Genomic DNA, 18,551 nt, shown 5'->3' on the forward strand with positions numbered 1-18,551 from the left:
GGTATCCCACCCGCCGGGGCGCGTCGTGGGGTGGCGCGACGAAGCCCCCCCGGGCGCGGGTAATCACCGGGGGGGCTCTACCTCGCGACCGGAGGCTCTATCTCGCGGGGTGGAGCCTTCTACCTCGCGGCCTGCTCCGCCGCGGCGAGGAGGACGCACGTCGCGACGCCGTCCATGGCGACGCGGACCTCCTCGATCGGGGGGAGGGTCGGGGCGAGGCGCAGGACCTTGTCCTCGGGGTCCTTGCCGTACGGGAACGGGGCGCCGGCGGGCGTGAGGGCGATGCCGGCGGCCTTCGCGAGCTCGACGACGCGCGACGCGGTGCCGGGGACGACCTCGAGGCTGACGAAGTAGCCGCCCTTGGGCTCGGTCCACGACGCGACGCCGGTGCCGCCGAGACGCTCGGCGAGGATGCTCGTCACGACGTCGAACTTGGGCGCGATGATGTCGCGGTGCTTGCGCATGTGCGTGCGCACGCCGTCGGCGTCGCCGAAGAACAGCGCGTGGCGGAGCTGGTTGACCTTGTCCGGGCCGATGGACTGGGCGGACAGGTGCTTCTTGTACCACGCGACGTTCGTGGGCGACGACGCGAGGAACGCGACGCCCGCACCGGCGAACGTGATCTTCGACGTCGAGGCGTAGAGGATCACACGGTCGGGGTGCCCGGCCTCGGCGGCGAGCGAGAGCGCGTCGGCGCTGCGGACCTCGTCGTCGGTGAGGTGGTGGAGCGCGTACGCGTTGTCCCACAGGATGCGGAAGTCCGGGGCGGCGGCGGGCACGGACACGAGCGCGCGCGCGACCTCCTCGGTGACGACCGACCCGTCGGGGTTCGCGTAGGTCGGCACGACCCACATGCCCTTGATGGTGGGGTCGTTCGCGACGAGCTCGGCGACGGCGGCGGCGTCCGGGCCGTCGGCGGTCATGGGCACGGTGACCATCTCGATGCCGAGGGCCTCGCACACCGAGAAGTGACGGTCGTAGCCGGGCACGGGGCAGATCCAGCGGACCTTCTCCTCGCGGCCCCACGGGCGCTCGGAGCCGGGGACGCCGAACAGGGTGGCGTACGCGAGCGTGTCGTACATGAGGGTGAGGCTCGCGTTGCCGCCCGCGAGGAGCTGCTCGACCGGGACGCCGAGCAGCTCGGCGAAGATCTCCCGGAGCCGCCGGAGCCCGTCGAGGCCGCCGTAGTTACGGACGTCGGTGCCGTCGGCGTCGGTGTGCACGCCCTCGCCCGGGAGCGCGAGCAGGGCCTCGGAGAGGTCGAGCTGCTCGGCCGAGGGCTTGCCGCGCGTGAGGTCCAGCTTCAGCCCCAGGGCCTGCAGGTCGGCGTACGCGCGACGCAGGTCGTCCAGGGACGACGCGAGGGTGGTGGTACCGGGTGCGGGGTGCTCGGGCGTGGTCACCCTCCGGACTCTACCGACCCCGCGCAAGACCCGTGAGAGCGTCCTCCAGGGCGGACAGCCCGGTCTCGAGGTCGTCGGCGGAGATGGTCAGCGGGGGAGCGAGGCGGATGGTCGAGCCGTGCGTGTCCTTGGCGAGGACGCCGCGCGCGAGCAGCGCCTCGCACAGGTCGCGACCGGTCCCGCGCGCGGGGTCGAGGTCGAGCCCCGCCCACAGCCCGAGGCCGCGGACGTCGTCGAGCAGGCCGGCCTCCACGAACCCGGCGAGCCGCGCGTGGAACCGGGCGCCGAGCTCGCGCGCGCGGCGCTGCGGCTCGCCGGTCGCGAGGAGCTCGAGGACCGCGAGCGCCACCGCGCACGCGAGCGGGTTGCCGCCGAACGTGCTGCCGTGCGTGCCCGGGGTGAGCACCTCCAGCACGTCTCGACGGCCCACCACCGCGGACACGGGCAGGATCCCGCCGCCGAGCGCCTTGCCGAGCGTCACGAGGTCGGGGCGCACGCCCCACGTCTCGACCGCGAGCGTCGTGCCGGCGCGGCCGAGCCCGGACTGGATCTCGTCGGCGACGAGAAGCACGTCGCGCTCGGCGGTGAGCGCGCGCAGCCGCGGCCAGTAGTCGGCGGGCGGCACGATCACTCCTGACTCGCCCTGGACCGGTTCGAGCAGCACCGCGACGGTGGTCTCGTCGATCGCGGCAGCGGCGGCGTCGGCGTCGCCGTACGGCACGAGGCGGAAGCCGGGCGTGTACGGGTCGAACCCGCGGCACGCGTCCTCGTCGTCGGAGAAGGACACGATCGTCGTCGTGCGGCCGTGGAAGTTCCCGGAGCCGACGACGATCGTCGCCTCTCCGGGGCGCACGCCCTTGACGTCGTACCCCCACTTGCGCGCGGTCTTGACCGCGGTCTCGACGGCCTCGGCGCCGGTGTTCATCGGGAGCACCAGGGAGTCCGTCCCGCCGGTGGTGAGCGGTCCGACGAGCGCGGCGAGCGCGGTGGCGAACGGCTGCAGGAGGTCGTGGTCGAACGCGCGCGACGTGAGCGTGACGCGCCCGAGCTGATGGGTCGCGGCGGCGACGAGCGTGGGGTGCCGGTGCCCGAAGTTGAGGGCGGAGTAGCCCGCGAGGAAGTCGAGGTAGCGGCGCCCGTCGACGTCGGTGACCCACGACCCCTCGGCGGTCGCGACGGTCACGGGCAGCGGGTGGTAGTTGTGCGCGAGCGCGTCGCGTGGGCCGTCGTCCGCCGCCCCGGCGACCGGGCGGACGTCCTGCGCGGTCACGACGCGCTCCCGGTGGTGGGCCGCGACACGGGGGCCGGCTCACGGATCTCGAGCGTGCAGCACTTGGCGCCACCGCCTCCGCGCAGCAGCTCGGACGTGTCGACGGCGACCGTCTCGTAGCCGCGCTCGCGCAGCGCGGCGGCGAACCGCTCGGCGCGCGGGGCGTGCACGACGTGCACGCCGTCGCTCACCGCGTTGAGGCCGAGCACGACGGCGTCCTCCTCGGTCGCGAGGAGCGCGTCGGGGTAGCGCTCGCGCAGGACCTCCTGCGCGGCGGGCGAGAACGCGGGCGGGTAGTAGGCGACGTCGACGGGCGGGGGGCCGGTGAGGCCGGGGTGCGCGTCGTCGTCGGGCCGCGTGGCGCCCGGGGTCGTGCCGGAGCCTCCGCGCAGCACGGTGAGCGCGGTGTCGAGGTGGTAGAAGCGCGGGTCGACGAGCTCGAGCGTCACGACCTCGCGCCCCCACAGCGCCGCGGCCTCGGCGTGTGCGGCGCGGTCGGTGCGGAAGCCGGTGCCGGCGAGCACGACGTCGCCCGCGACGAGCAGGTCGCCCTCGCCCTCGTTGACGTGCTCGGCGAGGTGGGTGACGTACCCGTGGTCGGCGAACCACTTGAGGTAGGCGGGGCCCTCGGGGCCGCGCTCGGGGTGCGTGAAGCGCGCGGAGTAGACGAGGCCGTCGACGACGGTCGCGCCGTTCGCGGCGTAGACCATGTCCGGCAGACCCGGGACGGGATCGATCGTCTCCACGGTGTGGCCGAGGTCCCGGTAGGTGTCGCGCAGGCGCTCCCACTGGGCGACCGCGAGCGGGGTGTCGACCGGGGTGCGCCGGTCCATCCACGGGTTGATCTCGTAGCTCACGGTGAAGTACGTGGGCCGGCACATGAGGTAGTGCCGGGGCTGGCCTGGGCGCATCGCCGCCTCCTCGCGGGAGCCGGGCCTGCCGGGGTGGTGCGGCCCGGGTGGTGGTCGGACGGGGGTGGCGTCCGATGGTGCTGGTGGGCTGCCGGTTGGTTGCTGGATGCCAGCGTACGTCCGTGACGTGCGCGCGTCCTGGGACGGCGCACGTCACGCCCGGCTGTTGACAGCGATATTCTATCGATATATCGTTAGCGTGTCGCTGAGAGTCGAGACGACTCGCGACCATCGCGAGGCCGGCACGGCCCGCCACCGCTCCGCGGAACACCCGGAGCCCCACGAACACCCAGGAGACACATCCCATGAGCTACGCACACCAGCACCGGGGCAGCACCCCGGAGAACGTCCAGAACATGTCCCAGCCGTTCGGCGGGCGTCCCGGGCCGCGGCCCGGCCGCCGTCGTCGTGACGGCTTCCCGCCCGTGCCCGACGACGCGGCCTGGTTCCGCGGCGACGGCCCCTCCGGCCGTGGTCGGGGCGGCGCGCGCCGCGGCGGTGGCCGCGGGTTCGGCGGCCCGGTTGACGGCGGACGCGGCTTCGGCCCCGGCTCCGGCGACCGCGGGTTCGGGCCCGGCTTCGGGCCGGGCGGCCCCGTTGGCCCCGGCTTCGGTCCGGGCCACGGCGGGCGTCGTCACGGGGGCCGCGGTCGCGGCCCCGGGCGCGCCGGCCGCGGTGACGTCCGCGCCGCCGTCCTGCTGCTCCTCGCCGAGCAGCCCATGCACGGCTACCAGGTCATCCAGGAGATCGCCGAGCGGAGCGAGGGCCAGTGGCGCCCGAGCCCCGGCGCGGTGTACCCGGCGCTGAACCTGCTCCAGGACGAGGGGCTCGTCGAGCTCTCGGCCGACGGCGGGCGCCGCCTCGCGACGCTCACCGAGGCGGGCACCGCGTACGTCGCGGAGCACGCCGCCGAGCTGGGCGACCCGTTCGCCGACGCCGCCGGTCGCGGCGGCCGCTCGCGGCGCGAGCTGCGCGCGGGCGTCGAGGCGGTCGCCGCGGCGGTCCACCAGGTCGCCCGCACGGGCACCGACGAGCAGGCGCAGGCCGCGGCGGAGCTCCTCGAGCGCACGCGCCGCGAGCTCTACCTGATCCTCGCCGGCCCCGCCGCGACGACCCCCGCGCCGGACACGACGGGTGCCCCCGCATCGTCGGACGCGCAGGTCGAGGACGCCCCGCCGGCCTGACCTCGCCCGGCCCCCGCCGAACCCGGGGTCGTGGGGCACCAGCGCAGGTTGGTGGCCCGCAACCCCGGGTTCGGCGTGTCCAGGGGCTCAGCGGTGGGCGGACAGCCGGGTCTCGAGGCGGCGCAGCGACGTCCGCATCATCCAGCGCAGCGCGAGGCCGACCAGCGGTGCGGTGACGGCGCGCGGGAGCAGGCCGGCGAGGTACGCCTCTTCCCACCACACGACGCGGCAGCGACCGCGGCCCAGCGGGACGACGTCGAACCCCGCGTCGCCGAGCAGGACAGGACCGAGCTTGTGCACCCGCGTGCTCCCGGTCCGGCCGGCCGCGACGGACGGGCGGTCGAGCGACTCGACCACCATGCGGTCGGTGAAGCCTCGCCCCGTGCGCCCGACGCGCGGACCGCTCACCATCGTGAAGCGGTCGCCGACCTCCGGGCCGCGGGCCGCGGGGGTCGCCATCACGGTGAGCGGGATCCAGCGCGGGTGCGTGCGCGGGTCGGCGACCCACGCGAACGCGACGGACGCGTCGACGTCGAGCTCGCGCGCCACGGCGACCCGCCGCACGGGTCGACCCCGGCGGGGCGCCTCGTCGCCGCCCGTCACTCCGCGTCGCGCGCGGGGGAGTGGTCCCGCCGCCCGCGCCCGGGCAGGAGGCGACGGCGCCGCCGCGGGCTCGCCGCGCCGTCGGGCACCGGGACGAGCCGCGGCGGTGCGTCCTCGACCGGAGACTCGACGACCTCCAGGAGCCGCCCGAACACCGACGGCGGCGGCCCGAACGCGCGCCGGGACTGGCCGATCACGCCGTGCCCGAGCGCGCGCGCCCCGGCGACGCCGACGACCGCCCCGACGCCGAACGGGACGAGGCGTCCGATCGCGAGGCCGGACTGCTTGGCGAGCTGCGTGCGCAGGAAACGGTTGCCGAGCGCCTTGTTCACCTTGACGAGCGTCCCGGCGGGCATGCTCGTGAGCAGGACCTTGCCCCACGCGAGGCCCGACCCCTGGGTCGCGCGCTCGACGTCGCGCGCACCCTTCTCGCCGAGCACGGTGGCGAGGAGCAGGGCGCGGCGGCGCGCGACGTCGTCCACGGCGATCCCGTGCACGTCCGCCACGGCGAGCGCGAACGCGGCCGACGACGCGAAGAACGTCGCGATGTCGCTCGACGTCAGCGCGATCCCCACGCCGGTGCCCACCGACGGGATGGCCGCGGCCGCGCCCACGGCGCCGCCGGCGGCCTGGATGACGAGCAGGTACTCGCGCTCGAGGATCCGCACGATCTGCGCGGGGCTCGCCTCCGGGTTCCGGCGGCGCACGCCGTCCACGTGCGCGCGGATCACGTGGGAGGGGATCGTCACGGCATTGTCGAGCGCCGCGTCGAGCAGCGGCGTGGGGCGGTAGGCGGCCCAGTCCGTCGCGTCGCCGGTCGCGTCCTGCGGCGCCCGGACGGCGCGCCGGCCCCGCCGCGCGACGGCGTCCGACGTGGGGGTCCCCGGGGGGTCCCACGTCCCGTAGTCCGGCGTACCGGACGGCTGCTCGTGCGCCATCACGCCTCCCGTCGTCGGTCGGGCCTCACGGCCCGGTCGTCACTCGACGCTGCCGCCCGGCTGCTGGAACACCGTGTGCACGGTCGCGCCGGCCTTGATCGTCCGTCCCACTGTGCAGGTCTTCTCGATCGCCCGCTCGGCGACCGTGAGCAGGCGCTCGCGCGCCTCGTCGTCGAGCGAGGACAGGTCGATCTCGAACCGCTCCGTGATCTCGGGGTAGCGGTCCTCGGGCAGGTCCTTGACGCCCTCCGCGTGGATCGTCACCGCGTAGTCGTCGCCGAGGCGGCGCGCGAACGTGCGGTCCGAGCTCATGCCCGCGCACGCGGCCAGCGCGATCTTCAGCAGCTCTCCCGGCGTGAACACCGCGCCCGCGCTCGCGGGCCCGATGAGCACCTGCGCGCCGCGCGCGGAGTAACCGGTGTACGTGCGCACGCCGGTGCGCTCGACCCACAGGGCGTCCGTGGGCGACGGCGACGACGGGGCGATCTCGTCGGTGCCCGGCTGCGGCGGCGTGGTGGCTGGCTCGGTCGTCATGCGTCGATCCTCGCACTCGTGCGGTGCCGGTGCGCTCGTCGCCCACCGGTCGGTCGCCCGCGAGAACGCGGACGGCGGCCACGTGATTCCCGCCGTGCCGCCGGTGCTCCGGGCGGGGAGGATCGGGGCATGAGGGTCGTCGTCGCAGGAGGGACCGGACGCGTGGGCGCGCAGCTCGTCGCGATGCTGCGCGCGGGCGGGCACGACGCCGTCCCGCTCGCCCGGAGCACGGGCGCCGACCTGCAGACCGGCGCCGGGGTGGACGCGGCCCTCACGGGCGCGGACGTCGTCGTGGACGTCACGCGGCCGTCGACGTACGTCGACGCGGAGGTCCTGGCGTTCTTCACCACCGGCACCCGGACGCTGCTCGACGCCGGGGCGCGCGCCGGCGTCCGACACCACCTGGTGCTCTCGATCGTCGGCGTCGACCACGTGGACGCCGGGTTCTACCGGGCGAAGCGCGCGCAGGAGGACCTCGTGCGCGCGTCGGACGTCGCGTGGTCGGTCGTGCGGGCCACGCAGTTCTTCGAGTTCGTCGGCACGATCGCGGACCACCTCACGGTCGACGGCGTCGTGCGGGTCCCGCCGGTCGCGTTCCAGCCCGTCGCGACGGCGGACGTGGCGTCGGCGCTCGCGGACGTCGCGACGGGGGAACCACTGCGGGAGGTCGTCGACCTGGCCGGGCCGGAGCGCGTGCGGTTCGACGCGTTCCTGCGCGACGTCCTCGCCGCGCGGGGCGACGGGCGCGAGGTGGTCACCGATCCCGAGGCACGGTACTTCGGGGCGCGGCTCGTCCAGGGCTCGCTCGTGCCGCACGGCGAGGCGCTGCACGGCGGGACGTCCTTCGCACGGTTCGCGGCCCGGGCCGCGAACCCGCGCCAGGCGCAGGGGTAGCCGCCCGGGTCCGTCGGTCGGGGCGGGCCGACGGACCCGGACGGCGGTCTCAGGCCGCGCGGAGAGGTTCCGGCGCGGGTCGCGAGGGCCGCGGGGGCCGCGTGGACCCAGCGGGGGCGTCGCCGTCGGCACTGTCGGACGATCCGTCGAGCCGCGGGCCGGGTCGGCCGTCGGCGGCGACCGCTGCCGTCGCCCCGGCGACGAACGCCTCGCGCGGCCGCTGCACCGAGGCGAGCGAGACGACGTCGCGCCCGAACGCAGCGGCCGTGGCCCAGACCGCGAGCACGCGGGCCGTGCGCTCCCAGCTCGGGATCGCGAGCACGTGGTACCCGCGGTGCATGAGCCACGCGAGGCGCCCGCGCACGACAAGACGGCGGTACTCGAACACGCCCGAGCCGAGGCCGAGCGTCGCGACGACGCCGAGACTCCCGTGCACGTACGGTCGCGTGGCGCGGCCACGGCGTGCGGCGACGAGGTTGCGGGCGAGGCGCCTGCCCTGCCGCACCGCGTGCTGGGCGTTCGGGACCGTGAGCGCGCCCGGCCGCGGGACCGCGAGGTCAGGGACGGCGGCGCCGTCGCCCGCGGCCCAGGCGTCGGGCACGGTGTCGTCCACCGTCCCGATCCGCAGGTCCGGCCGCGTGACGAGGTAGCCGCGCGCGTCCACGGGCAGGTCCGTGTGCGTCGCGACGACGGGGTTCGCTGCGTTGCCCGCGGTCCACACGAGCAGCCCCGTGGCGAACGACTCGCCGGTCGAGAGCGTCACGACCCCGCCCTCGGCGGAAACGAGCCCGGCCTCCAGGTGCACGTGCGCGCCGCGGCGCTCCAGCTCTCGCAGGACCCACCGCCCCGGACGCTCGGTGACCTCCGGCAGGATGCGCGCGTTGCGCTCGACGAGGTGGAACCGCAGCTCGGCCGGGTCGATCTCGGGGTAGACGCGCGTGAGGTCGTGCGCGAGCGACAGGAGCTCGGCGAACCCCTCCACGCCGGAGAACCCGCCGCCGACGAACGTCACCGTGAGCAGCCGCTCGCGCTCCGGACCGGCGGGCAGGCTCGCGGCCCGGTCGAACGACGTGAGCAGCCGGTCGCGGATCGCGACGGCCTCCTCGACGTGCTTCATCCCGATCGCGTGCTCGGCGACGCCCGGCACGGGAAACACGCGTGTCACGGCACCGGCCGTGACGACGACCGTGTCGTACGTGAGCTCGTACGCCTCGCCCGAGCGCGGCCGCACGACGACCACGCGGCGCGCGTGGTCCACGTGCTCGACCGTCCCGTCGAGCAGGCGCGTGCGGCGCAGGTGGCTGCGGTGCGCGACCGCGGCGTGCCGCGCCTCGACAGAGCCCGCGACGACCTCGGGCAGGAACGGCTGGTAGGTCATGTACGGGCGCGGGTCGACCAGGACCAGCTCGACCTCGCCGCGGCGCAGCTCGCGCCGCAGGCGCTTCTCGATCTCCCGGGCCGCCGTGAACCCGGCGTAGCCCCCGCCGACGATGACGATGCGTTCCATCACTGCCTCCTGGTTGCCCCTGTGCCCCACGAGCGTCCGTCCGACGCCCTACCCGTACGACCGCCCGGGAGCGCGCTGCGTGACATGACGTGCGTCACCCTCGTCGACGAGCGCCCGCGGCCGTGGGCGGTCGAGGCCGGGACAGGCCGACGGCAGTTGTTGACCCGCCCCGCGGCGACGACCCACACTGACGACCGTGGCCCCCGACTCGACCTCCCCGATCTTTGCCGTCGTGACCGAGGGCGAGCGTGCGCCGTCGGGCAGCCCCGCCGGGCCGGTCCCGACCCCGTACGAGGACCTCCTGCGCGACGTCCTCGCCCACGGGACCCCCAAGGGCGACCGCACCGGGACGGGCACGCGCAGCGTGTTCGGTCGGCAGCTCCGGTTCGACCTGTCGCAGGGCTTCCCCCTCATCACGACCAAGCGCGTCCACCTCAGGTCGATCGCGTACGAGCTCCTGTGGTTCCTGCGCGGCGACTCGAACGTGCGCTGGCTGCAGGAGCGTGGCGTGAGCATCTGGGACGAGTGGGCCGACGCCGACGGCGAGCTCGGCCCGGTCTACGGCGTCCAGTGGCGCTCGTGGCCGACGCCGGACGGCCGGCACGTGGACCAGGTCGCCCAGGTGATCGAGCAGATCCGGTCCAACCCGGACTCGCGTCGCCACATCGTCTCCGCGTGGAACGTCGCGGAGATCGAGGACATGGCCCTGCCGCCGTGCCACGCGTTCTTCCAGTTCTACGTGGCCGACGGGAAGCTGTCGTGCCAGCTCTACCAGCGCTCGGCCGACCTGTTCCTCGGCGTGCCGTTCAACATCGCGTCGTACGCGCTGCTCGTCCACATGGTCGCCGCGCAGACCGGTCTCGAGGTCGGCGACTTCGTGTGGACCGGCGGCGACGTGCACATCTACGACAACCACGTCGAGCAGGTGCGCGAGCAGCTCACGCGCGAGCCGTACCCCTACCCGACCCTGCGCCTCGCGCCGCGCGACTCGATCGACGCGTACGAGTACGAGGACATCGAGGTCGTCGGGTACCAGCACCACCCGACGATCAAGGCCCCGATCGCGGTCTGACGGCGGTGGGGGAGGAGACGCTCGGCGGGCCGACGCTCGGGCTGGTCTGGGCGCAGGCGCGCGACGCCGCCGGGCGGCACGTCATCGGCGCGGGCGGCACCATGCCGTGGCACCTGCCCGAGGACCTCGCGCACTTCCGGCGCGTCACGTCGGGCCACCCCGTCGTCATGGGCCGCCGCACCTGGGACTCGCTCCCGCCCCGGTTCCGGCCCCTGCCGGGGCGGACGAACGTCGTCGTGACGCGACAGCGGGGCTGGTCGCCCGGGGAGCCCTCGCCACGCGCCGGTGCGTCCGGCGGTGCGGTGCCCGACGGCGGTCACCCGGCCGAGCCGGCCGGCGCGCCCGTGCGCGTGGCCGGGTCGGTCGCGGAGGCGCTCGCGGCGGCCCGCGCGGCGGCGCGCGACACCGGGTCGGGCGAGGTGTGGGTCATGGGCGGCGCGCAGCTCTACGCGGCGACGATCGCGCTTGCGGACCGGTGCGTCGTCACGGAGATCGACGCCGTCGTCGCGGGCGACACCTACGCTCCCGACGTCCCCGACGGGTGGGCCGTGCACGCGGGCGGGTGGGCGACGTCGTCCACCGGCCTGCGCTACCGCTTCACGACCTGCACGCGCGTCTGACCTCGGTCCCGGGGTCGTCAGCCCTCCGTGCCGCACGGACGGGGCACGGGTGCGTCAGAGCAGGCCGGTCGGCTCGATCGGGTCGAGCCGGGGCGGCGGCACGGGGTGCGGCTCCTCGATCGTCTCGACGGCCGCCTCCTGCGGGGCGGTGAGCCGCGCGACGGCCTCCTCGAGGTTGGTCGTGATCGCGGCGACCAGGCCGTCGGCGTCGCGCGCCTCGAGGCGGTCGACGAGGATCTCGTGGGACTCGGGGGAGTCGGCGCGCACGGCGTACTCGTCGCTGACCGTGAAGCTCGCGACCCGGACCTCGACGATGAGCGTCGTCATCCAGCGCAGCAACCACGGGTTGCCGCCTGCGGCCACCAGGGTCCAGTGCAGGGTGAGGTCGGCGTCCCCGATCCGGCGCGGGTCCTGCGAGGCGCCGGCCGACACGAGGGCGTCGTACGCGGCGCGGACCGAGGCGACCTCCGGGTCGGTCGCTCGGGCGACGGCGAGGCGGGCGGCCGTGGTCTCGACGCTCGTGCGCGCGGCGTACAGCGCCGGGATGCGGTCGCGCCCGATCGTCACGACGCGCAGGCCCCGCCCCGGGGTCGCGGTCAGGAGCCCCTCCTGCACGAGCCGCTGTGCGGCCTCGCGGAACGGGCCGCGGCTGACGCCGAGCTGTCCGGCGATCTCGACCTCGCGGATGGGCGTTCCCACACGCAGCGCGCCGGAGTAGATCGCGTCGCGCAGCTCGCGCGTGATGAGGTCGACCGTCGACGGTCGCGTCACCGGCGAGAGGAACGGTGCGGCGCTGTGCGGCGCGCGCGAGGTCGGGCTCATCGAGTCCCCTTCCGCGTCGTGGTGGTCGTGGCGGTGCCGGTGCCGGCCTTCGTGCCCAGACCGTTGGGTCACGATCCGGTATCACATCATCCCCTGTCGCGGACGTCCGCACGGCGGTGCGGTTATTGTCGACAATCGGACCATAGGACAGTCGGATTGTCTAACGTCGGACAAAGCGTTAGCGTGGCCGACCGTCCGCTCAGCCCCACGACCGTCCGCGACCGCTCGCGTCGACGGGCACGAAGGGAACCATGTCTTCCACGCGAACCACCCCGTACCGTCGCCGCGCGCTGCTCGGGGCGGGTGCCGCCGTCCTGCTCACCGCGACGGCCGCCTGCTCGAGCGTCGACGGCGGGTCCGGCGGCGCGACCGGCGACGGCGGCCTCCTGGCCGACCTCCAGGACGCCGGGACCATCACCGTCGGCTTCGCCGGTGAGGAGCCGTACAGCTTCCAGGACGCGTCCGGGGAGCTCACGGGCGCCGCCGTAGCGCTGAACGAGGCCGTCTACGGCGAGCTCGGCATCGACACGGTCGAGGGCACGCTCACGGAGTGGAACGCCCTCATCCCCGGGCTCAACGCGGACCGCTTCGACTCGATCAGCGCCGGGATGTCGATCCTGCCCGAGCGGTGCGAGCAGGCCGCCTTCAGCGAGCCCGAGATCATGTACACCACGGCGTTCCTCGTCCCCGAGGGCAACCCGAAGAACCTCACCGACTGGCAGTCGGCCGTCGACGCGGGGGTGAACCTCGCCGTGATGTCCGGGGCGATCGAGGCCGGCTACGCCGAGAAGACCGACGTGCGCACCACCCAGGTGGGCAGCCCCCAGGACGGGCTGGACGCCGTCGTCTCGGGCCGTGCCGACGCGTTCGCGCTGACCGGGATCTCGTTGCGGGCGCTCGCGGAGAGCGCCGACGCCCCGGTCGAGGCCACGGAGTCGTTCGTCGCCGTGATCGACGGCGTCCCCCAGATCGGCGCGGGCGCGACGGTCTTCCGCGCGGGCGACACCGACCTGCTGGACGCGTACAACGAGCAGCTCGCCGAGATCGTGTCCGACCCGCAGCGGTACGAGGACGTCCTCGGGCCGTTCGGGTTCACCGAGGCGGAGCGCCCCGTGGAGGGCCTGACCGCCGAGATGCTGTGCGAGGGCGACCTCGAGAAGATCGCGGACGAGCTCGGCCCGGAGCTCGGCCTGGGCTCCTGAGCCGATGTCCGACGACATCCAGACGCTCGTCGACCGCCTCCCGCGGCTGGGCGACGCCGTCCTGGTCACCCTGCAGCTGACGGTCGGCGGCGCCCTGCTCGCGATGGCCGTCGCGCTGCTCCTCGGGTTCGGCTCGCGCGCCCGCACCCTGTGGCTGCGCGCGCCGTCCCGGGTCGTCGTGGAGTTCTTCCGCGGGACGTCGCTCGTGGTGCAGTTCTTCTGGCTCTTCTTCGTGCTCCCCGCGTTCGGCGTCAAGCTCGAGTCGATGGCCGTGGGCGTCCTCGCGCTCGGCCTCAACTACGGGGCGTACGGCGCGGAGGTCGTCCGCGGCTCGATCAACGCGGTGCCCCGCGGCCAGTGGGAGGCGTGCACCGCGCTCAACCTGGGCCCGGTCCACCGCGTGCGGCGGGTGATCTTCCCGCAGGCGTGGGCGCTCATGATCCCCCTGCTCGCGAACCTGCTCATCCAGCTGCTCAAGGGCTCGGCGCTGGCGACGTACATCTACCTGCACGACGTCTTCTTCTGGACGGACCAGCTCCGCACGGCGACGCGCGACACGGTCTTCAGCTTCACCGTCGGCCTGCTCGTGTACTTCGCGATCGCCTACCTCCTCACCTGGGGCATGAACGGGCTCGAGGCGCGGGCCAAGCGGCGGCTCGGCGTCGTGCCGACCCGCCCGTCGCTGCGCGAGGTGCTCCGGGTGCGCCCGCCCAGGGCGCAGCGGCCCGGGGACGTGCCGACGGAGCGGGGCACCGCGCCGCTCGCGGGGGAGCCCCACGAGCGCGCCGCGCGCCCCGTGGCGGCCGGCGTGCGAGGGGAGGACGCATGAACGAGATCTGGAGCTGGGACCGCGCCGCCCAGGTGTTCCCCGAGCTGCTGGAGGGGCTCAGGGTCACCGTGCTCGCGACCGTCGTCGGGATGGTCATCGCGTCCGTCCTGGGGCTGCTCATCGCGCTCGCCGGCCGGGCCCCGAGCCGTTGGGCCACGGCGCCGCTGCGCCTCGTGGTGGACTTCGTCCGCATGACGCCGCTGCTCGTGCAGCTCGTGTTCGTCTACCTCCTCCTGCCCGCCGTGCCGGGCATCGTGGTGGGGTGCGTCGTCCTCGGCGTGCACTACGCGACCTACATGTCCGAGGTCTACCGGGCCGGGATCGACGCCGTGCCGCGCGGGCAGTGGGAGGCCGCGACGGCGCTGAACCTGCCGCGCGGGCGCACGTGGCGGGCCGTGATCCTGCCGCAGGCGATCAAGAACACGCTGCCGGGGCTCGGGAACTACGCGATCTCGATGTTCAAGGAGACGCCGTTCCTCTTCGCGATCTCCGTCGTGGAGATGTTCACCGCCGCCCAGACCTTCGGCGCCAACACGTTCTCGTACGTCGAGCCGCTCACCATGGTCGGGATCCTCTTCCTGGTCGTGAGCTACCCGACGTCGCTGCTCGTCCGACGCATGGAGACCCGCCTTGCCTGACCTGACCACCTCCACCGGGAGGACGACCGTGACCACCGACCAGGCCGACACCGCGGACCGAGGCGTCGCGCCCGCTATCGAGTTCCGCGACGTCGTCAAGCGGTTCGGCGACAACGTCGTGCTCGACGGGCTCGACTTCACCGTCCCGCAGGGCGAGCGCGTGACGTTGATCGGACCCTCCGGGTCCGGCAAGACGACGATCCTGCGTCTGCTCATGACGCTCGAGGAGGCCGACGGCGGGCTCATCCTCGTCGACGGCGACCCCTACACGCACGAGTACCGGGGGCAGCGCCGGGTCGCGGTCCCGGAGAAGCGGCGCCGGGTCGTGCGCAACCGCGTCGGCATGGTGTTCCAGCAGTTCAACCTGTTCCCCAACATGTCCGTGCTGGAGAACGTCGTCGAGGCGCCGGTCCACGTGCTCGGACGGTCCAAGGACGAGGCGGTGGTCCGTGCCGAGCAGCTCCTCGAGCAGGTCGGGCTGTCCGACAAGCGCGACTTCCGCACCAACCAGCTCTCGGGCGGGCAGCAGCAGCGCGTGGCCATCGCCCGTGCGCTCGCGATGGACCCGGAGATCCTGCTGCTCGACGAGGTCACGTCGGCGCTCGACCCGGAGATCGTCGCCGACGTCCTCGGCGTCCTGCGCGACGTCGCGGCGACCACGGACATCACCATGCTGCTCGTCACGCACGAGATGCAGTTCGCGCGCGAGGTCTCCGACCGCGTGCTGATGTTCGACCACGGGCACATCGTCGAGCAGGCCGACCCCGAGACGATGTTCACCGCGCCGCGGCACGAGCGCACGCAGGAGTTCCTCCGGGCCGTGCTCGGCTGACTCGCAGGTCTGACTCGCAGGTCAGACGTCCCCGACGCGCGCGAGCGCGTCCACGACGAGGTCCCAGAACCGGGCGTGGTCGAGCGTGACCGCGACCTGGGTGCGGCACTCGTCGGGGCCCGGCTCGTCGCCGCGCAGGTCCGCGACCGTCATGCCGGTGGTCAGTGCGCCGTGGAGCTCGACGTCCAGCGGGGCGCGGCGCGTCGTCATGACCTCCGGGTCGATCACGGCCGCCACCGCGCACGGGTCGTGGACCGGCGGGTAGGGGAAGCCCTGCGCCGAGCGGTACGTCGCCCCGTAGAAGTCGAGCAGCTCGCCGACGAACCGGGCGGCCGGTGTGCCGAGCGCGGAGAGCCGGTCGCGCACGTCCGGCGTCGCGACGGCCTGGTGGGTCAGGTCCAGCCCGACCATCGTCACCGGCCACGCCTCGTGCAGCACCACGTGTGCCGCCTCCGGGTCGGCGAGCACGTTGAACTCCGCGACCGGCGTGCGGTTGCCCCCGTGGTAGCCGCCGCCCATCATCACGACCTCCCGCACGCGCGGCACGATGCGCGGCTCCCGGCGCGCCGCCATCGCGACGTTCGTCAGCGGCCCGGTCGGCACGAGCGTGATCTCCCCGGGCTCCGCGCCCATGACCGTCTCCACGACGAGGTCGACCGCGTGGCGGCGGTCGACGGCGCGCCGCGGGGCGGGCAGGACCGGCCCGTCCATCCCGGACTCGCCGTGGATGTCCGGTGCGACGATCCGCGGCCGCACGAGCGGCCGGTCGCACCCGGCCGCGACCGGGACGTCGATCCCCGCGAGCTCGGCGACGGCGAGCGCGTTGCGCGTGACCTTCTCCAGCGTCTGGTTCCCCGCGACCGTCGTCACGGCCACGAGCTCGACGGCGGGGCTGCCGTGCGCGAGCAGCATCGCGATCGCGTCGTCGTGGCCGGGGTCGCAGTCGAGGAGGACGCGGCGTGGCGCGTCGGCACGTCCGGTGGGCATGGGCCCATCCTCGCCCGCCAGCCGCGGTCCGGCCCGGCAGCCGCGGCCGGTCGCAGGTGCGCTTCGCCTCCGACCGTCGCCGACGGCTAGGCTGTCCCCCGGCCCGTTCCCCGGGGCCGCGCGCCTGTAGCTCAGGGGATAGAGCACCGCTCTCCTAAAGCGGGTGTCGCCAGTTCGAATCTGGCCAGGCGCACCGAGCATCACCGCGGCTCACGATCTTTGGGCCGGCGATCCCATGCCGAGCACCCCGCCGTGCGCAGCCTCAGCAGCGACATCGCGGCCGCGGACGACGTGCTGGCCCGCGCGACCACGGTCACGGACGCCGACGTCGTGCGGCGCTTCCTCGCCTGCTTCGACCCGCGGCCCACGACGCCCGTCACGCTGCCCGCACGGTGACCGAGCCCGCGCCCGACGACGGGAGCGACCCTGGCCAGGTGGTCGGTGCGCGGGCGGTCGTGCGGTGGGCGGACGCGCACGGACTCGGATCCGCCCACCGCCGTCGTGCCCTCGGCCGTCCTCAGGCGGACGCGGGTGTGGAGGGCGCGGGGGTGGGCGCCGTGCCCGTGCTCCCGCCCGTCTCGGCCTCGGCGCCCTCACCCGTTCCCGTGCCGGGGTCGGGCGTGGTCGAGGGACCGGGGTCCGGCGTCGTCGGCTCCGGTGAGGGCTCCACGGTGGGGCTCTCGGTGGGGTCCGGGGTCGGGGTCGTGGACGGCTCGTCCGTCGGCGTCGTCGACGGCGCCGGGTCCTGGGTCGGCACGGTCGACGGGTCCACGGCCGGGTCCGACGGCGCGGGCGTCGCGGGAGCGTCGGTCCCGGTCGGGCGCTCGCGGCTGATCGTCGTCCCCGAGCCCTCCACGCCTCGCACGGCGTCCGAGATCGGCTTGCCGATCGCGAGCTCGACCACGAGGACGACACCCATCACCACGACGAACAGCGCGAGCGCCGACACGGTCAGGACGCGCCCGCGGCCGTAGCGGTCGACGAGCCGCAGCCAGGCGTTCTGCGGCGGCTCCGGCTCCGTGCCCTCGGGGGCCACCGGGTCGCCGTCGGCGCCCCCGGTCGCGTCGCCGCCCAGCGCGAGGGCGGCCTCCGCCCCCGTGGCCGAGTCCGCCGCCGTCCCCGTGGCCGAGTCCGCCTCCGGCGCCGAGCCGTCGACGACGACCGTCCCGCGCGGCACGCTCGCGACGGCGGTCGTGACGGTGGTGGTCGTCGCGCGCTCGCGCGGGGTGCTCCCACCGGTGGTCACCTGCACGACCTTGCCGACGACGGGCACGAGCTGCTCGCGCGTCTTCTGGATCGAGCGCGTGTAGACGTAGTTCGCGACGACGGTGAGCGCGCTCGCGATGCCGGCGCCGATGATCGTGCCCGCGGTCCCGAAGTACGACAGCAGCACCGTGGTGCTCACGGCGGCGAGAGAGCTCGCGAGGACCTGCGTGAGGGAGAGCCGGGCGGGGGCCTCGCGCTCCTTCGCGGGCGCGGTCTCCGCGGCGGCACGTCCTGCCTCGCGCCCGGCGTCGTGGGGCGCGGGGCGCTGTGCGGGGGAGTCGTCGCTGTCGGGGCGGGGTGCTGGGGGCGTCGTCACGTGGTGCGGGTTTCCGGTCGTCGGCGGGTCAGGACCACCCGCCGCCACCGGCCGTGGACGTCGGCCGCGCGCCAGGGACCGGCGTCGGGCCACGGGCGTCCTCCCACGGTAGGCCGCTCGTGTGGACCTCGCTCAGGGGCGTCGTGCCGGGGGCTCAGAGGAACGGGAGAGATCCTGTGACGCCGCCGGTCGGGGCACCGCGGCGGGGAGGGGCGGCGACGTATCCTGCCGAGGTCCGCGCCGACCGTCGCCGGGCCCGGGGAGACGAGCGCCGTGTGGTCCCCGCCACAGGGCGGAGGCGGCCGCGCGAGCCACAGGAATCGCAGAATCCCGCGCGAGTTGTGGACGCTCGTCCAGGTGGTTCTCAGGCGCTTCCGGGCCGCGCGCGTGATTCACCCGTCCAGGAGCGTGGGCCGTGTTGACGCCTGGCATCTCGCCGTGCAAGATAGTCCTCGACAGCGCGCATCGCCTGCCCCCTGCGCGGTGCGCGCTGTTTCACACTTCTCCGGGAGAACATCCCGGAATAGTTCGGAACGACGGCCTCGGAACACGAATTCTCGTGATCCGGGGCCGTTCGTCGTCCTGCCTCGTCGCAGCCTCGCGCACGTCCGGCCGTCGGGCGGCCGCGGCCCGGTACCGCCCGACGGTCCGGGTCGCCGACCCTCCGGCGCGCCGCGCCGGGCCTCGCGAGGCGGACGGTTAGCGTCGGAGGGTGAATGCCGC

The 18,551-nt window shown here is 74.7% G+C and carries 19 protein-coding genes and 1 tRNA gene; 10 read left to right on the plus strand and 10 right to left on the minus strand.

What is annotated here, in order from left to right; all coding sequences use genetic code 11:
* Positions 1–119: 119 nt before the first annotated feature.
* From ACFC2L_RS15810 to ddaH, 3 genes are read right to left on the minus strand one after another with little or no spacing between them, the layout of a single operon-like run.
* Complete coding sequence (locus tag ACFC2L_RS15810; protein ID WP_375825249.1) at positions 120–1,403, minus strand: aminotransferase class I/II-fold pyridoxal phosphate-dependent enzyme; 1,284 nt, start codon at positions 1,401–1,403, stop codon at positions 120–122.
* Between the two features lie 10 nt (positions 1,404–1,413).
* Positions 1,414–2,673 carry an ornithine--oxo-acid transaminase gene (gene rocD, locus ACFC2L_RS15815; protein ID WP_375825250.1) on the minus strand — a complete coding sequence of 420 codons (1,260 nt, stop codon included), beginning with the start codon at positions 2,671–2,673 and terminating at the stop codon, positions 1,414–1,416.
* Positions 2,670–3,584, minus strand: coding sequence for a dimethylargininase (gene ddaH / locus ACFC2L_RS15820; protein WP_375825251.1), 915 nt, complete (start codon positions 3,582–3,584; stop codon positions 2,670–2,672). Before ddaH ends, rocD begins: the two co-directional genes overlap by 4 nt.
* A gap of 305 nt (positions 3,585–3,889) precedes the next feature.
* Between ddaH and ACFC2L_RS15825 the strand changes: the two genes are divergently transcribed.
* Positions 3,890–4,768 carry a PadR family transcriptional regulator gene (locus ACFC2L_RS15825; RefSeq protein WP_375825252.1) on the plus strand — a complete coding sequence of 293 codons (879 nt, stop codon included), beginning with the start codon at positions 3,890–3,892 and terminating at the stop codon, positions 4,766–4,768.
* Between the two features lie 87 nt (positions 4,769–4,855).
* On the opposite strand, the gene ACFC2L_RS15830 is transcribed toward ACFC2L_RS15825, so the two are convergent.
* From ACFC2L_RS15830 to ACFC2L_RS15840, 3 genes are read right to left on the minus strand one after another with little or no spacing between them, the layout of a single operon-like run.
* Positions 4,856–5,332 carry an SRPBCC family protein gene (locus tag ACFC2L_RS15830; RefSeq protein ID WP_375825253.1) on the minus strand — a complete coding sequence of 159 codons (477 nt, stop codon included), beginning with the start codon at positions 5,330–5,332 and terminating at the stop codon, positions 4,856–4,858.
* A 35-nt stretch (positions 5,333–5,367) separates the two neighbouring features.
* Complete coding sequence (locus tag ACFC2L_RS15835) at positions 5,368–6,309, minus strand: hypothetical protein (protein ID WP_375825284.1); 942 nt, start codon at positions 6,307–6,309, stop codon at positions 5,368–5,370.
* Positions 6,310–6,348: 39 nt separating this feature from the next.
* Complete coding sequence (locus ACFC2L_RS15840) at positions 6,349–6,843, minus strand: OsmC family protein (RefSeq protein ID WP_375825254.1); 495 nt, start codon at positions 6,841–6,843, stop codon at positions 6,349–6,351.
* A 129-nt stretch (positions 6,844–6,972) separates the two neighbouring features.
* Between ACFC2L_RS15840 and ACFC2L_RS15845 the strand changes: the two genes are divergently transcribed.
* The gene (locus ACFC2L_RS15845) at positions 6,973–7,737 is read left to right on the plus strand and encodes an SDR family oxidoreductase (RefSeq protein ID WP_375825256.1); all 765 of its coding nucleotides are present in this window, start codon (positions 6,973–6,975) and stop codon (positions 7,735–7,737) included.
* A gap of 49 nt (positions 7,738–7,786) precedes the next feature.
* Here ACFC2L_RS15845 and ACFC2L_RS15850 read toward each other — a convergent pair whose 3' ends face one another.
* Positions 7,787–9,244 (minus strand): NAD(P)/FAD-dependent oxidoreductase, encoded by a 1,458-nt coding sequence (locus ACFC2L_RS15850; RefSeq protein WP_375825257.1) that lies wholly within the window; start codon positions 9,242–9,244, stop codon positions 7,787–7,789.
* Between the two features lie 232 nt (positions 9,245–9,476).
* Between ACFC2L_RS15850 and ACFC2L_RS15855 the strand changes: the two genes are divergently transcribed.
* Positions 9,477–10,316, plus strand: coding sequence for a thymidylate synthase (locus ACFC2L_RS15855; protein ID WP_375825285.1), 840 nt, complete (start codon positions 9,477–9,479; stop codon positions 10,314–10,316).
* Between the two features lie 5 nt (positions 10,317–10,321).
* Positions 10,322–10,936, plus strand: coding sequence for a dihydrofolate reductase (locus tag ACFC2L_RS15860; protein WP_375825258.1), 615 nt, complete (start codon positions 10,322–10,324; stop codon positions 10,934–10,936).
* Positions 10,937–10,990: 54 nt separating this feature from the next.
* Here the strand turns inward: ACFC2L_RS15860 and ACFC2L_RS15865 are convergent, their stop codons facing one another.
* Positions 10,991–11,758 carry a GntR family transcriptional regulator gene (locus ACFC2L_RS15865; RefSeq protein WP_375825259.1) on the minus strand — a complete coding sequence of 256 codons (768 nt, stop codon included), beginning with the start codon at positions 11,756–11,758 and terminating at the stop codon, positions 10,991–10,993.
* Positions 11,759–12,009: 251 nt separating this feature from the next.
* Here ACFC2L_RS15865 and ACFC2L_RS15870 point away from each other — a divergent pair, with 251 nt between their 5' ends.
* The 4 genes from ACFC2L_RS15870 to ehuA are packed head-to-tail and all read left to right on the plus strand — an operon-like array spanning position 12,010 to position 15,259.
* Positions 12,010–12,960: a transporter substrate-binding domain-containing protein gene (locus tag ACFC2L_RS15870; protein WP_375825260.1), complete on the plus strand. Its 951-nt coding sequence runs from the start codon at positions 12,010–12,012 to the stop codon at positions 12,958–12,960.
* A gap of 4 nt (positions 12,961–12,964) precedes the next feature.
* Positions 12,965–13,789: an ectoine/hydroxyectoine ABC transporter permease subunit EhuC gene (ehuC, locus tag ACFC2L_RS15875; RefSeq protein ID WP_375825261.1), complete on the plus strand. Its 825-nt coding sequence runs from the start codon at positions 12,965–12,967 to the stop codon at positions 13,787–13,789.
* Positions 13,786–14,427: an ectoine/hydroxyectoine ABC transporter permease subunit EhuD gene (ehuD, locus tag ACFC2L_RS15880; RefSeq protein ID WP_375825262.1), complete on the plus strand. Its 642-nt coding sequence runs from the start codon at positions 13,786–13,788 to the stop codon at positions 14,425–14,427. Before ehuC ends, ehuD begins: the two co-directional genes overlap by 4 nt.
* A gap of 28 nt (positions 14,428–14,455) precedes the next feature.
* The gene (gene ehuA / locus ACFC2L_RS15885; protein ID WP_375825263.1) at positions 14,456–15,259 is read left to right on the plus strand and encodes an ectoine/hydroxyectoine ABC transporter ATP-binding protein EhuA; all 804 of its coding nucleotides are present in this window, start codon (positions 14,456–14,458) and stop codon (positions 15,257–15,259) included.
* 21 nt (positions 15,260–15,280) lie between these two features.
* Here ehuA and ACFC2L_RS15890 read toward each other — a convergent pair whose 3' ends face one another.
* The gene (locus ACFC2L_RS15890; protein WP_375825264.1) at positions 15,281–16,246 is read right to left on the minus strand and encodes a nucleoside hydrolase; all 966 of its coding nucleotides are present in this window, start codon (positions 16,244–16,246) and stop codon (positions 15,281–15,283) included.
* A gap of 120 nt (positions 16,247–16,366) precedes the next feature.
* Between ACFC2L_RS15890 and ACFC2L_RS15895 the strand changes: the two genes are divergently transcribed.
* Together ACFC2L_RS15895 and ACFC2L_RS15900 are read left to right on the plus strand one after the other, a co-directional pair.
* Positions 16,367–16,439, plus strand: a tRNA-Arg gene (locus ACFC2L_RS15895).
* Between the two features lie 59 nt (positions 16,440–16,498).
* Positions 16,499–16,642, plus strand: coding sequence for a hypothetical protein (locus ACFC2L_RS15900; RefSeq protein WP_375825265.1), 144 nt, complete (start codon positions 16,499–16,501; stop codon positions 16,640–16,642).
* A gap of 121 nt (positions 16,643–16,763) precedes the next feature.
* Here ACFC2L_RS15900 and ACFC2L_RS15905 read toward each other — a convergent pair whose 3' ends face one another.
* A complete protein-coding gene (locus ACFC2L_RS15905; RefSeq protein WP_375825266.1) occupies positions 16,764–17,828 on the minus strand; it encodes a hypothetical protein in 1,065 nt (354 codons plus the stop codon).
* Positions 17,829–18,551 lie beyond the last annotated feature (723 nt).

Origin of the sequence: Cellulosimicrobium sp. NPDC055967 (assembly GCF_042269845.1) — a bacterium.
Taxonomy (GTDB): domain Bacteria; phylum Actinomycetota; class Actinomycetes; order Actinomycetales; family Cellulomonadaceae; genus Cellulosimicrobium.